Origin of the sequence: Enterococcus sp. DIV0682 (assembly GCF_051712685.1) — a bacterium.
Classification (GTDB): domain Bacteria; phylum Bacillota; class Bacilli; order Lactobacillales; family Enterococcaceae; genus Enterococcus; species Enterococcus faecalis.
The window spans coordinates 2,520,413-2,534,178 of sequence record NZ_JBIOPK010000001.1; the positions used below are offsets into that span (position 1 = coordinate 2,520,413).

Sequence of the window (13,766 nt, forward strand, 5' to 3'; positions counted from 1 at the left end):
GACTTCGTCTACTTTTTATAAACTGTTTCACCATTTACTAAGGTTTCTAGCACTTCGTATTTCTCATCAATAATTGTAAAATTACCTAAAAGCCCTAGTTTGATTTCTCCCATAGATTCGTTCACATTCAACAAACGAGCTGGATTTTTCGTGACTGAATTAATTGCAATCACTTCTGGAAGTAATGCTTTTTCAACAAGGTTGCGAACCATATTATTTAAATGGTTCGTACTTCCAGCTAACTTGCCATTGGCTAAACGAACCACATTTTGTTCATCAATAACCATTTCGATCCCTTTTTCTGGTTTTGGATAAACGCCTGGTTGACATCCTTTGGCCCAGATAGAATCTGTCACAGCAATTAAATAGTCCTTGCCTTTTAGTTTGGCTAACACACGTACTAATGAATAATCAACATGTACCCCATCAGCAATAATTTCAGCAAACGTTTCTTCACTATCCAAAGCAGCAACTACTGCGGTTGGTTTCCGGTGACTGATATCTTCCATTCCATTAAACGTATGGGTAAAACTTTTTGCACCTGCTTCGACAGCTGCCATTGCTTGTTCATAGGTTGCAGCCGTATGGCCAATTGAAATGACTACATCATGTTCATGACAATATGTAGTCAAGGCATTCTCTACATCATTTTCTGGTGCCAACGTCATTAATTTTATGTGCCCTTTTGCTAACTCTTGCCATTTTTTAAATGTCTCAACGGATGGTTTTACTAATAACTCTGGATTATGAGAGCCACGAAATTCTTCAGAAATCATTGGGCCTTCCGCATGAATCCCTAAGATTTGTGCCCCGTTGGTTCCTTGGTCTTCCTCAATAAATGAACCAATCACTTCAAATGAATGTTCCAAGTCTTTTGGAAATGTGGTTGACGTTGTTGGTAAAAAAGCTGTAATCCCTTCTTCTGGAAGGTAAGCTTGCCACTCTTTGATAAATTCATGATTGGCATGATTGGCATCCCCACCATGCCAACCATGATCATGAATATCAATAAATCCTGGAAGAATGCGCTTTTCTCCATATTCTTTGTCGACAGCTTTTTCATTGTACGGTAGAATTGCAACAATTCGTTGTTCTGACACTTCCACTTGAGCTGGTTGAAATTGTTCGTTAATCCATACGTTTTTACTTTGAATAATCATTCTTCCCACTTCTTCTCTTCAAAATTATTGTCCAACATTACTTTTTTATGAAAATAATGCATCTAAACTTTCTTCTGGCGTTGACGGTACACGTTGAATCGAAAGTTTAACACCTAATTCTTGTAGCTTTTTAAAGGCGTCTACATCTGTTTTATTAACGGCAACAGCGGTAGCTACTTGTTTTTTGCCTTCTTCCATATGCATATTACCAATGTTTAATTTTTCGATTGGCACACCACCTTCTACCAAGCGCAATGCATCAACAGGATTATCAACTAACAGAAAAATCTTTTGTCTTTCTGAGGCTTTATGAATGACCTCAATCGTTTTCTTAATGGAGAAAAAACGGGTTTGTACTTCTGCAGGGGCCGCCATGTTTAACAATTGTTGGCGCATTGTATCCTCAGAAATTGCATCATTTGCGACTAAAATTAAGTTGGCGCCTAAAGAACCGTTCCATTGTGTTGCGACTTGACCATGAATCAAGCGATTATCAATTCTTGTTAATAAAATATTCGGCATAGTGCTTCCTCCTCTTTTCTAATTGGTTAGATTCCGTCTGCTTCTTCTTGAGTAGTTGCTTGTGGTTGTTCTAGTTTTTTATGAACAATCCCGTCTCTGGCTGAATCTGTGACCATTGAAACAAAATCTTCTACGTTCGTGCTGATTGTGCGTAATGCAAGCCCTTCAAGAACCATCGGTAAATTTGTTCCTGCTAACACTTCAACATTTTGATAATTACTTGCGACAGTCATTGAAATTCTAAACGGTGTACCCCCTAAAAGATCAGTTAAAATGACCACTGCTGGACACGTCTCCAGCATAGAGTCAACGGCTTTACGAATGTTTGACTCTAATACATCAAGCCCTGTATCATTGAAAAAAGGGACCGCCTGAACATTTGCTTGCTCTCCTGCAATCATACTAACTGATTGATGCATTCCAGTTGAAAATACCCCATGTCCCGTTAAAATAAGACCTATCATTTATTCTTTCTCCCCTAACTATTTACTGAGCTTACTATTTAATTGGATAAGCAGAACTTATTCCTCAAAGAGTGTAACAATTCTTGTGACAATTGAGTATGCTTTCCCATGATTTTGGACGATGATTTCTATTTAAGAACATGTCCCTATATAGATACAAGGCGTCCCAACTTAAAGATGCTTTTGAAAAAATACTCGATTACAACCGTGAGTCCAAACGAGCCAACAAATGTACCCATATACAACACAAGAATAACCAAGCTGACTGGTTGATTGGTTAAAAACGGATGGACCAGTTTCAAGACCACTTGAAAAATAAAAACATTCGCTAAATAACTGCGATACGCATAAGTGGCTATCCATTTAACCATTGGTAAAAGACGAATCTTTTTGGCTATTCCTTGCGTTCCCAAATAAAAAACCAACCCGATAATCAGTAAACTATAGGCACTTTGAAGAAGATCCAAATAAGGTAGATCGTTCGGTGTCATCTGTGTTCCATCAAATAAATTCCCTTGGACTGCCTGCCAAAAAATAAAAAGAAACAACAGAAATAGGGCCGCTCTCGTCTTTTTCAAGAAAGTAAAAATTCCCCCCTGATACTTCGCTGCGATGACCCCGAAAATACCATAAATGAGATAACTAATCCCTGAACGATCTATTAAGTACCAAAGAGAAGTTTCTGCATATGGAAAAATCATTTTCTGGTACCAGAAGCACCAAAGGATATGCGCACCGATTGTAAAAAAGACAATTGGTAAAATCACTTTTTTGTTTTTTGTAATTCTTGTTGCCAACCAAATAAAATACGGCATAAATAATTGGAATTGCAACATCATTACGGCATACCATAGATGTGCCGCGCCATCACCACTGAGAACTTTTCCTAGAAATCCTAGGGGCGTTTCATAGGGCATTCGTTGTTGTAAACTAGGAAAAGCATATAGATAGAGACTGGACCAGACCACATAAGGAAGCACCAATTCATAAAATTTTTCCTTTAAAAATTCAAGATACGATTCAGCTTGACTCTTTAACACCATGTTGTAAATAATTGCAAAAATAAACATGGGTGCCGAATATTTAGACATTCGGTAAAAACTACCGATTGAATTCATTGCTTCCGTTTGCGGAGAATGTATCAACACGTATGATAAAACCGTTTGTAAAATAACTGATGCTACAGCGAAAACTTTAAAAAAATCGCTGATATTCAGATTTATTGGTTGTTCTTTACTCATGTACGTCCTCTTTCTTTCAATAATTTAGCGTGTAAGTAAGCGCTCAGATTAAGAACTTACTCACACGCTATTCACGCTTCTTTGATTTACATTGCTAGCGATTCATAATTGGCTAACAAGATGCCGCGTTCTTCAATCGCTTCTTTGACTTCTTGAGACGTTAATATTTCCACTTCACGAATTCGAGGCATACAATACCCTGATTGCTTTTGTAAAATAGTATCGATAAACGCAGGATGACAATTGATTTCAAAGACCTCTCCTTCACTACAAACAACCATATCAAGCAATTGCAAGATGGTTTCAGTTGAAATCGCCTTGTCATAAAATTGGTACAACATTTCATCTGGCGTGCGAACATCCTGATATAACTCTAAATAGTCTTTTGTTTCAATACTTCTTGAAGCGTTACGTAAAGGTAATTGATATTTGCGAGCAAGTGCCAAAGCTACGCCTAATAACTTTTTATTTTTTCCGTGAACGTTATGATGAGAATCAATATGATCAGGGCGTCTGCCACTTTTCATAAATGAAATAATTTGAGCATCCCATTCGTTATAAACCTCTTCTAAATTGACTTTTTCTTCAAAAATCGATTGATGCCAAAAATAACCAGCTTCATCTACTAAGGAAGGAACCATTTCTCGAGGTAAAATAGGTTTTGCTTGGTTCAATGTCAATGTTAAATGGACACCGATAGCTAAAGTCGGCGCACTGATTCGAGCACTCTCCATGGCCTCTAAAAAATAAGGAGAAGTTGGTAATGCGGTTGTTGAAGTAACCACACCACGTTTGTGTGCTTCAATGATTCCTTGCGTTACCGCTGGCGTGTAACCAAAATCATCAGCGTTGATAATTAATTTTTTATTGCTCATTTTTCCCCACTCTCTCTTCTGTTTCATGAATTTTTAGTTGTTTCTCTATTGATTGTAGCTAAGTGACGCCTTTTTTTATAGCTAGTTTTCTGATTGAGTGCTATAATCTACAAATAAGACCATGTCCCTAAAAAAGGACATTATGTTCACAAATGACAGGAGGGATCAGCATGCTGTTTTTAACCTACGATCCACAATTAAATCCAACAGAATTAGAGATTTACAAGTATATTAGCCACAATATTGAAAAAGTTCCTTATATGACAATTCGAGAATTAGCAGATGAAATTCATTTCAGTAAAACGGCAATCTGGCGTTTTTGTCAAAAATTCGAGTGTGAAGGCTATACAGATTTTAAATTTAAATTGAAGAATTATCTAAGCGAACGAAAAAAAACAGCCCAACCAAAATCTTTAGATGAAACAATGCTGATTCATTTTTTGCAACGCTCATCAGAAGAATTATTAGAAGGACGGATTGTTCAAGCTGCGGAATTGCTGGCAAAAAAAGAATTTGTTCTTTTTATTGGCGAAGGAACGTCCAAAGTCCTAGCTGAATTTGGTGAAATTTATTTTTCCAGTATCTATAATTTATCTGCTTCTGTATCCCACCTTTTTTCCCATCCCGTTAGCAAATTATCCGAAGAAACGGCTAAAAAAGTGGGTGTTATCGCCTTATCAGTTTCGGGTGAAACACAAAAAGTTCGGCAAAATATTGATTATTTTATCGAAATGGGGATTGATGTAATTGCTATTACAAATAGTGAAAAAAGCACGATTGCTCAACTTTCAACAGTCACGATCCCCTACTATATAACAACCGAGAAAAGTTCCATTGCAGACGTAACGTCCCAACTACCTGCACTATTCTTAATAGAAAAGTTGGCGAAAACTGTTTCAACGATGTTAAATGAGTGTCCATAATCACTGCAAAAAAAGGAAGGAACTAGCCATTCGTTTTGCTAGTTCCTTCCTTTTTAATTCTTCTATACTTATTTATACTGACACGTTTCTAAATGATCATTCACCAATCCCGCCGCCTGTAAAAAGGAATAGACTGTCGTGGCACCTAAAAATTTAAATCCTCGTTTTTTTAACGCTCGACTAATCTGTTGCGATAATTCCGTGGAGGCTGGAACCTCTTCTGGGTGCTGCCAGTGATTAACGATTGGTTGCTGATCGACAAAGTTCCAGAGGTAGCGATCAAAGGAGCCAAATTCTGCCTGAACTTCTTGAAAAACTTGCGCATTCGTGATGGTCGCTTGAATTTTTAAACGATGACGAATCACACCAGGATTTGCTAGTAAAGCTAAAATTTTTTCCTCATCATATCGCGCAATTTTCCGATAATCAAACGCATCATAAGCTGCTCTAAGCGTTTCTCGTTTATTCAAAATAATCGCCCAGCTTAAGCCCGCTTGCATACTTTCTAAGGTCAATAACTCAAATAACTGTTGCTCTTCATGAACTGGACGTCCCCATTCATCATCATGATAGGCTTGCATCTCTTCAGTTGTATTCGTTGCCCAAGTACATCGCTCCATTGTCCTGCCTCCTTTTATTTGCTAAAAAAGATGCGAACAAAGGGTACTGCCTGTTGTTCCACACCTTTTCTTATTCCTAATAAAATGCCCAGAAGTTTAACGCTTCATTCATCACTTCTTCGGCTGTAAATGTCCGTTTTGAATGGCCCTTTTCTTCTGAATCGTTTGGATCATTAATCCAGAAATCGCCTTTTTCATCCACACCACTCATCACCATAATGTGACCAGTTGTAGTGAAATAGCCCGGTTTTACAGAAATAATGACTGGATGACCTTCCTTCAAGAAAGCTGCCACTGTTTCAATATCCCCAATTTCTTGACAGTTATAGCCTTTCATTTCAGCATATGCACTAAAAATAGACCACGCCGTCCCTTGTCCTTCCATAAAGAAGTCATTTTTTGCCCAAGCTAACACATCCAGAGGGGTAACTTCTTGGTGATCCATGTATGAACCAACCATTGCAAGCGACACAATCGCACAGCCATTAATTTCGATTGTATTCGGCTTATCTACATTGCCAAATCCGTACGCGGTGTCTTTCCATTTAGCATCTGTCTGCAATTCTAACGGCAAATCCAGATGTCCATCATATTGCTTCTTTTCAATTTCTTGATTGACCTGTTGTCCATAGCTTAAAGGTTTGACTTTTTTCTCAATTTTAACTGGTGCTGGTTCTTTTGTTTTACTTGATTCAGCACTAGCTTTAACATATGAATCATCAAACCAACTTGAAAACCCACCTGATTTCATCGGCGAAAACTGCGCTAACAATCCGCCAAAGCCAAACGATACCAACAACACCGTGAGAACTTTTTTTTGGTAACCTGATGGTTTTTTTGACATACTATTCATCCTTTTCTATCTATTGACTACATCCGATAATCTTATGTATTTCTTATATGCTCACACATTATACTACTTTCTTTTTCGAAAAACAGAAACGTTGGTAAATTCTCATAATTATTGAAGGCGAACATATTTTCTTGAATTTTATCACAAAATTAGGTAAAATACAGGTAATTAGTCATTTGAGTTTTATTCTATTTTATTCGTAAAGGAGGCAGAAGAATGGATCAACATAAAGCTACCATCAAGAGCATTTCTAAACTGATTACGCTCTCTTCCCAACATTTCTTTTCGGCATTTTTAGAAGATTCTCAAGATCAAAAGAATAAAGAAAAGGAACGCAGTGCGCTTTTACAAGAGCTCCAAGTCGCTGCCGCCCAAAAATCCTTAGTGGTCTTACAATTGAAAGAAGTCCCTACAGCGCATAAATTCGAAACGGTGATCGGCTGGATTGTCTCAAAAAATATTTCGGACAATATCGTTGTTCGTTTACAAACGGATGAACAACAGTTGCGCATGATTCCTGTTGCTTCTGTCATGAAAGTCAGCACGTTAGCCAATCGTCACCAACGTCAAATTCACTAGAATATTGAAGTCTTTATAAAATAAATGGAAACCACCAACCCTGGCGATTGCAGGTTGGTGGTTTCTTTTATTTATGACTTTAGTCAAAATCCCATGAAACTTCTGACTTAGGACTCAACTTATTTCTTAGGAACAAATAATTGCGGTGCTACTTTTGCCAATAAGCCTAGAACTAGACTTACATACAAACAATTGACGACAGTACTTGTACCGTTTAGAACAAAGGAATAGAGATATGGGCTCATCCCTTCTGGTGCATACATGCCCCAAACCAATACACCCGCCCAAAAATGCCAAAACCAGCGGGCGAAGACTGCGACAACACTTCCTAAAATAATCGTACGAATGGCTGATTTTAAAGGATTCGCTTGAAAATACAGTTGAATTTTTCTAGCGAATACGCCACCCATTCCTCCAAACGCAAAAGCAAAGGGATATTCAAAAATAATCTGCGGAACGGACAAGAAATTTTTCATGGCTGTACCGAGAATAATATTTAACATGCCCCAAACAAAGCCTGCTGCAACTCCAGGAAGCAACCCACGACGAAACGAATAAAGAACTAATGGGACCATTCCCAACGATAGGTCCAAGCCACTATTGGCAAATTCAATCGGTAAAAAAGAGAGGGCCATTGCCATTGCTGCGACGACTGTTCCTTCTACCCAAATACGTAAATCCATTTTTCTAGCCAAACAAATTTCCTCCTATGTTCTGACGCTCTCAACCACTAATACATCGTTATTTTACCATAGGGACTTTAGAAAAACACGTTTGTCGAACAAGCAAAAAATAGCTGGACCAACGTTTAAGGGAATCAGCTCCTACTCAAACGCATGCCAGCTACTGTTTATCCATTAATCGTCCCGCTCAGTTGTCAAAATTTTACCAGAATGAGCATCGATTTTTACCTCTATTTTTTGTTGCCCTTCTTTCACTTTCACTTCCCAATAGGTGATTCCTAATTCTTTCTCTAACTTCCAATCTGTTGCCTGGCCGACTTTCGCTTCTTTTTCAGCCAAGGTTGTGGCTTGTTCTCTGGAAATGATCTTTGTTAAATCAAGTGCCTCTTCTTGCATTTTAACGCCATTTTGTTCATCGGCATCCAAGGTTTCGACTTTTTCTTTTGTGAATTCGCCTGTCTCTGCGTTCACTTCAACTTGATATTCTTTTTGCTGATCCACGCCTTCTATTTCATAAAAATAACGGCCAAAATCTGTATCTAACTGCAGACTTGTTATTTTAGCTTCTGGATATTTTTTCTCAAATGCTGTCGTTACTTTTTCTAAAGAGACAGCTACCGCGCTTGTCTTCTCTGATGTCGTCGTTGCTTCTTGTTGTACGGATGAACTTATTTCACTAGTTGATATTGCTGTTTCTTTTTGTTCATTTGTTGATGAAACAGCAGTAGGCGTTTTGGGTGTACAGCCAGCTACCAAAAAGAGGGCAAAACCAGTCAGAGCGCCATAGAGTATTTTTTTCATTAAACAACCTTCTTTCCTTTTTATCATTTTATTATACTTGATTTCTCATTCAAATCATAGCTACAAAAAGAGCCCTACTTTAGTTGATAAAGTTAGAGCTCTCTCAGCCTTCATGGGCTAACATAAAAATTTCACCGAAATCATTCTCTTGTTCAATGTGCCAAATGCGTTTTTCACTATTATAGACAAGCGTTGCCAAAATTTCTTCTTTTTGGTATGACGTATTTTTCATCTTGCTAAGTGAATCTTCCACCAAGTAAATAGGAATCCGATATTCTTCTTTATCCACTTCTGTTTGTTGGAAGCAAAAAATAACACCTTCTTGCAAGATACCTTTCATATTTTTAAGTAATTCAGGACTTAATTTTTCGACAGGCGTATTTCGTTTAAAGAAGGCCTTTTTCTGGTTGACTTTCTCTAAAACAACACGTGTAATTTTATCAGCAAAGATTCGATAAAATTCATCAATATAACGATAATAGACACGCGTCATCTGATCTGCAAATTCAAAAAAGACAAAATCATTTTGTAGCTTATAAAAGAAAGGCGAATGCAAACTATTCTTCATGTGTCCAAAATAAAGAAGTTCCGAAATTTCTAATGGCGTTAGCTCTTTTAGCATCGTCACATCGGAAAAGTCAATCCATTTAATTTCTTCAGTCATCCAACGACGTTGTAGCGATTGAAAATAGCGATTGACGCTTTCTTCTCCACGAATAATTTTCAAACCTGAATGCATATCGTATTCGCCAGCTTCGGCAGAAGGATCTAATAATAGTAAGTTCTGTGGATGATGCACAATTGAACGAACAAAATCGGAATGGGTAATTCCTTTAGATAAAACCGCATTGCTGGTTACATCTATATGTACATAAATTAAATCAAGCAAATTCCCATCTCCCCTCTACTAGCCTCCTTACCATTTTACAATATTTTCAAAAGAAAAGCTTGTTTCTTTTACTTTAAAATTCCATTACAAAATGAGGATTTTTTTGAAAAATCAATCGATTCAGTTGTTTTTTATTAAATCAAGGTCCGGTCTGCTTACCTATTCCCCGAAGAAAATAAATAGGTTTTTCAAATAAATTGTGGTAAACTTGATACATTAAAAGGAGGGAGAATATGCGCCCAAAAGAGAAAAAAAGAGGAAAAAATTGGTTAATCAACAGTTTATTAGTTTTACTATTTATCATTGGCTTAGCCTTAATTTTTAACAATCAGATACGTAGTTGGGTGGTTCAACAAAATAGCCGCTCGTACGCCGTTAGCAAGTTGAAACCAGCCGATGTGAAGAAAAATATGGCTCGTGAAACAACGTTTGACTTTGATTCAGTTGAGTCCTTGAGCACAGAAGCGGTGATGAAAGCCCAATTTGAAAACAAAAACTTACCTGTGATTGGTGCCATTGCGATACCAAGTGTCGAAATTAATTTGCCCATTTTTAAAGGATTGTCCAATGTCGCTTTATTAACTGGTGCCGGGACCATGAAAGAAGATCAAGTCATGGGGAAAAACAATTATGCCTTGGCTAGTCATCGAACGGAAGATGGCGTTTCCTTATTTTCACCTTTAGAAAGAACCAAAAAAGACGAACTCATTTATATCACTGATTTATCTACTGTTTATACATACAAAATAACTTCTGTAGAAAAAATCGAACCAACCCGTGTTGAGTTAATTGATGACGTTCCTGGTCAAAATATGATTACCTTAATTACCTGTGGCGATTTACAAGCAACGACGCGAATTGCTGTTCAAGGAACATTAGCAGCAACGACGCCTATTAAAGACGCCAACGACGATATGTTGAAGGCTTTCCAATTGGAGCAAAAAACTTTAGCCGATTGGGTGGCTTAATAAAAAAATCCTTGAAAAGTTTTGACACTTTTCAAGGATTTTTTGCTTTATTTCATCACTTGGCGTTCTTGCTGTTTCAAACGAGCAAAACCATAACGGATACCTGCAAATAATAAAACTAACGGAGATAAGAAAACAGAGATCATTAACCATTCACTTGTATACATACTACTAAAAGATAAATGATACGTGACAGCATACACTAGCGGCAGACTCATTATCAACAATAAATAATACAAACTCAATTCAAAAACATAGGATAAATAACTACTGTTCATCTTACTTCCCTCCTGTCTCTTTTTCCCTGAACAATTTGTTAACACTATTGTACCAAGGGGAAACAGAAAGTACTATCGGACTATAGTCCTAATCTTTCAGCTGTGCTTTTATTTTTTTCAACCATTCTGAGGTACCTGCTTCCACTAAGCGGTAAGTTTCCTCAAAATCACCAGTATAATAAGGATCAGGTACGTCCATGGTTTCTTTACCAGCCACAACTTCCATAAATAAATGAATCCGCCGTTGCTCTTCTTGAGGAGCTAATGCTTTTAAATCTGCCACATTATTCGCATCCATCCCAATGATATAGTCATATTTTTTAAAATCACTTGGCTGGATTTGTGTTGCCCGCATTCCTTGATAGGAAATTCCTTGTTGTTCCAAAATTTTTCTGGTTCCCTTATGTGGCTGACTGCCAACTTCCCAGTGGCTAGTAGCTGCTGAAAACACTTGAATAGTCGATTCTAAACCAGCTTGTTGGACTTTCTGACGAAAAATCGCTTCTGCCATTGGCGAGCGACAAATATTGCCTAAACAAACAAATAACACAGTTACCACAACGTTTCACTCCTTCATAAAACTTTTTATCCTTCACACATTACTCATTGGCTTCTTGTTCATACAAATGATAAGCCATAAATTCTGTATCTTTCGCTAAACGGAATAATTGCGTCGCCATTTCCAAAGGAGTCTGAGGATATTCCTCAAGAATCCATTTCGTTAAGACGCCACTACATCCATAGGAAAAGAAATTCGCATAAAATTGTTTGTCTTTATCTGTTAAATGATTCTCAACATCGACTTGTTCAAATAATGATATAAATAAGCGATTGGTCGAAGCGGAAAAAACATTAAGAAGAACTTCTGAATCTGAGGTCACCGTTGTATAGTAGAAATGGCTCTTCTCTTTAATCGCTTTTAATAACTTCAGGGCTTGTTCCTCCCAGTTTTCCAAACAAATATCTGTTTCTAAGTAAATCAATGCATCGTGACGATAAATCCAACGTAATAAATCATATTTATCTGTAAAGTGATAATAAAATGTTTGGCGATTCAAGCCCACTTTTTTGGTAATATCTTGGACACTTATTTTACGAAAATCCTTTTGTTCACATAATTCTATTAAAGCTGAAGCGATTGCTTGTTTTGTATCGTGCGTTCCGCTCATGCTGATTCCTCCGCTCCTAATATGTATATACCTCTATAATTGCAAAAAAACGGCCAGATTACAATATTTTCAGATACATTTTATGCATATATTTAAAATTAAATGAATAAAAAAAGCGGCAACTAACGATTTTTGTTAGTTACCACTCCTTGTTATCAATTATTAATAGATGACTATTTAGCCTGGAAAACGCCATACAACAGCGCGGAATCCTGCTGGTGGTGCTGGTGACCAGTTAGAGTTAGAAGAAACATAACCAGAACCTCCTGGGTTGTTCGCTTCAACGATTTGAACACTTCCGCCACTTACACCTGTAACCAAGACAGTATGCACGCCACCAATCCAGCTATCTGGACTATAGGCACTTTCATATTGAACAACATCGCCTGGTTGCACGTTACTCCAGCTAACTTGTGTTGCGCCAGAAGCAACATAGCCACTGTTTGGACCACCATAACCGAAGTTAATACCGCCTGCCGCTAACCAGCGACGAACAGATACTAAACATTCGCCTGGTTGATTCCAACCTGTTGCATAAGAATTACCAACATCTGCTAAAGCTGCATTAATTGCGGCTTGTTTTCCTGAAGTCACGCCACCATTCCCTGGTTTTGCTTCATTGCCTTTTTCAGGAGTCGTTGGGTTAGTTACAGGAACTTCTTTTTCTTTTTCAGGTGCTGCTGCAGGTGTTGTTACAACACTTTCTGTTTCAGTACTTGAAGTTGTTGTTTCTTGCGTTGTGGTACTTTCAGTAGTTGTTGATGATTCTACTACTGGTGTTGCGGCTTTTTCTTCAGCGGCTGATGCTGCTGCCTCATTGGCTGCTTTTGTTGCTTTCGCTTGCTCTGCTGCCGCTTTTTGTGCTGCGGCTTGTGCTTGCGCTGCCGCTTGTTCTTCTGCTTTTTTAGCAGCTGCACGTTGGCGTGCTTGCTCTTCTGCTAAACGTTTTTCCGCTTCTTTTTTCTGTTTAATGAAGCTGTCTTTTTTCCCTTGTTCTTCAGAACGTTGTGCTTCTAAATCATTTTTAGCCACTTCTTGTTGAATCTTCAATGTTTTTAATGATTCTGTTTTGTCATTTAATTCTTTTGTTGCTGCTTCTAATTCAGCAATTTGTTTTTCAACATTCTTTGTTTTCTTTTCAACAGTCGCTTTGTCTTCTTTTTGTTGTTCTAGTAATTCATTGTTGGCGCTCATCATTGTTGAGACCGCTTGAACACGACCAATTGCATCTGCTACTGAATCTGCATCTAAGACAGCATCAATAATTGAATCACTTTGACCATTCACTTGGACATCGCGTGCTTGTTTTGTCATTTGTACTTCACGTTTTTGAATACGGACATTCAAATCAGAAATTTCACTATATAATTTAGATACTTCTGATGATAGCTTGTTCTTTTTAGCTGTTAATGTATCGATTTGTTTGGCCGTTTCAACCATATCATTTTCAATCGCGGCAACTTTTGCTTCTGCATCTGACATTTGGCTAGTTAACGCATTAATTTTTTGATCTTGTTGTTGAATCTTTGTATCGTATTCATCTGCAAATGCTGCGGATGGCAACGCTACGCTTGTTAAGGTAATGGAACATACCATTAGAGCCGATAATACACTTTTCTTCAATCTGTTGTCCTCCGAAAATCCTTTTTTGTTAAGCTTTTTTATTATTTATTAAAATTTGAATAAATTTCTCTTTTTCAACGATAGAGCAATTGTAGCATAGCTGTATGTCACTGAGATA

17 protein-coding genes are annotated in these 13,766 nt (G+C 37.6%); 3 read left to right on the forward strand and 14 right to left on the reverse strand.

Translation table 11 applies throughout. The features are described 5' to 3' along the window. Positions 1-8: 8 nt before the first annotated feature. From nagA to IGK96_RS12220, 5 genes are all read right to left on the reverse strand, one after another. Entirely contained in the window at positions 9-1,160 is a 1,152-nt protein-coding gene (gene nagA / locus IGK96_RS12200) for an N-acetylglucosamine-6-phosphate deacetylase (RefSeq protein ID WP_002386286.1), read from the reverse strand. A gap of 45 nt (positions 1,161-1,205) precedes the next feature. Continuing rightward, positions 1,206-1,682, reverse strand: a complete 477-nt coding sequence (gene agaV / locus IGK96_RS12205) for a PTS N-acetylgalactosamine transporter subunit IIB (protein WP_002355007.1) — start codon at positions 1,680-1,682, stop codon at positions 1,206-1,208. Positions 1,683-1,708: 26 nt separating this feature from the next. Further along, the gene (locus IGK96_RS12210; RefSeq protein WP_002372860.1) at positions 1,709-2,146 is read right to left on the reverse strand and encodes a PTS sugar transporter subunit IIA; all 438 of its coding nucleotides are present in this window, start codon (positions 2,144-2,146) and stop codon (positions 1,709-1,711) included. Between the two features lie 146 nt (positions 2,147-2,292). After that, positions 2,293-3,387, reverse strand: coding sequence for an acyltransferase family protein (locus IGK96_RS12215; RefSeq protein WP_085443303.1), 1,095 nt, complete (start codon positions 3,385-3,387; stop codon positions 2,293-2,295). An 86-nt stretch (positions 3,388-3,473) separates the two neighbouring features. After that, positions 3,474-4,289 carry a carbohydrate deacetylase gene (locus tag IGK96_RS12220; protein ID WP_016617012.1) on the reverse strand — a complete coding sequence of 272 codons (816 nt, stop codon included), beginning with the start codon at positions 4,287-4,289 and terminating at the stop codon, positions 3,474-3,476. A 143-nt stretch (positions 4,290-4,432) separates the two neighbouring features. Here IGK96_RS12220 and IGK96_RS12225 point away from each other — a divergent pair, with 143 nt between their 5' ends. After that, positions 4,433-5,185 (forward strand): MurR/RpiR family transcriptional regulator, encoded by a 753-nt coding sequence (locus IGK96_RS12225; RefSeq protein WP_002365331.1) that lies wholly within the window; start codon positions 4,433-4,435, stop codon positions 5,183-5,185. A 68-nt stretch (positions 5,186-5,253) separates the two neighbouring features. Here IGK96_RS12225 and IGK96_RS12230 read toward each other — a convergent pair whose 3' ends face one another. Both IGK96_RS12230 and IGK96_RS12235 read right to left on the reverse strand, forming a co-directional pair. Continuing rightward, complete coding sequence (locus tag IGK96_RS12230) at positions 5,254-5,805, reverse strand: DNA-3-methyladenine glycosylase I (RefSeq protein ID WP_002378947.1); 552 nt, start codon at positions 5,803-5,805, stop codon at positions 5,254-5,256. A 76-nt stretch (positions 5,806-5,881) separates the two neighbouring features. Next, positions 5,882-6,658, reverse strand: coding sequence for a peptidase C39 family protein (locus tag IGK96_RS12235; protein WP_002372856.1), 777 nt, complete (start codon positions 6,656-6,658; stop codon positions 5,882-5,884). A 216-nt stretch (positions 6,659-6,874) separates the two neighbouring features. Between IGK96_RS12235 and IGK96_RS12240 the strand changes: the two genes are divergently transcribed. Then, the gene (locus IGK96_RS12240) at positions 6,875-7,237 is read left to right on the forward strand and encodes a hypothetical protein (RefSeq protein WP_002354999.1); all 363 of its coding nucleotides are present in this window, start codon (positions 6,875-6,877) and stop codon (positions 7,235-7,237) included. Positions 7,238-7,356: 119 nt separating this feature from the next. Here IGK96_RS12240 and thiT read toward each other — a convergent pair whose 3' ends face one another. The 3 genes from thiT to IGK96_RS12255 all read right to left on the reverse strand — a co-directional run bounded on the left by thiT (position 7,357) and on the right by IGK96_RS12255 (position 9,610). Beyond that, positions 7,357-7,932 (reverse strand): energy-coupled thiamine transporter ThiT, encoded by a 576-nt coding sequence (gene thiT / locus IGK96_RS12245; RefSeq protein WP_085443304.1) that lies wholly within the window; start codon positions 7,930-7,932, stop codon positions 7,357-7,359. A gap of 162 nt (positions 7,933-8,094) precedes the next feature. After that, positions 8,095-8,748, reverse strand: coding sequence for a PepSY domain-containing protein (locus tag IGK96_RS12250; protein ID WP_161975146.1), 654 nt, complete (start codon positions 8,746-8,748; stop codon positions 8,095-8,097). A 76-nt stretch (positions 8,749-8,824) separates the two neighbouring features. Continuing rightward, positions 8,825-9,610, reverse strand: a complete 786-nt coding sequence (locus IGK96_RS12255) for a hypothetical protein (RefSeq protein WP_002354996.1) — start codon at positions 9,608-9,610, stop codon at positions 8,825-8,827. Positions 9,611-9,843: 233 nt separating this feature from the next. On the opposite strand from IGK96_RS12255, the gene IGK96_RS12260 reads away from it, so the two are divergent. After that, the gene (locus tag IGK96_RS12260) at positions 9,844-10,578 is read left to right on the forward strand and encodes a class A sortase (RefSeq protein WP_002354994.1); all 735 of its coding nucleotides are present in this window, start codon (positions 9,844-9,846) and stop codon (positions 10,576-10,578) included. Positions 10,579-10,625: 47 nt separating this feature from the next. On the opposite strand, the gene IGK96_RS12265 is transcribed toward IGK96_RS12260, so the two are convergent. The 4 genes from IGK96_RS12265 to IGK96_RS12280 all read right to left on the reverse strand — a co-directional run bounded on the left by IGK96_RS12265 (position 10,626) and on the right by IGK96_RS12280 (position 13,621). Further along, the gene (locus IGK96_RS12265) at positions 10,626-10,856 is read right to left on the reverse strand and encodes a hypothetical protein (protein WP_002385239.1); all 231 of its coding nucleotides are present in this window, start codon (positions 10,854-10,856) and stop codon (positions 10,626-10,628) included. 88 nt (positions 10,857-10,944) lie between these two features. Continuing rightward, positions 10,945-11,415 (reverse strand): low molecular weight protein-tyrosine-phosphatase, encoded by a 471-nt coding sequence (locus tag IGK96_RS12270; RefSeq protein WP_002378799.1) that lies wholly within the window; start codon positions 11,413-11,415, stop codon positions 10,945-10,947. Positions 11,416-11,455: 40 nt separating this feature from the next. After that, on the reverse strand, positions 11,456-12,025 hold the full coding sequence (locus IGK96_RS12275) for a TetR/AcrR family transcriptional regulator (RefSeq protein WP_002354991.1): 570 nt from the start codon (positions 12,023-12,025) through the stop codon (positions 11,456-11,458). Positions 12,026-12,202: 177 nt separating this feature from the next. Further along, positions 12,203-13,621: a CHAP domain-containing protein gene (locus tag IGK96_RS12280; RefSeq protein WP_025188766.1), complete on the reverse strand. Its 1,419-nt coding sequence runs from the start codon at positions 13,619-13,621 to the stop codon at positions 12,203-12,205. Positions 13,622-13,766 lie beyond the last annotated feature (145 nt).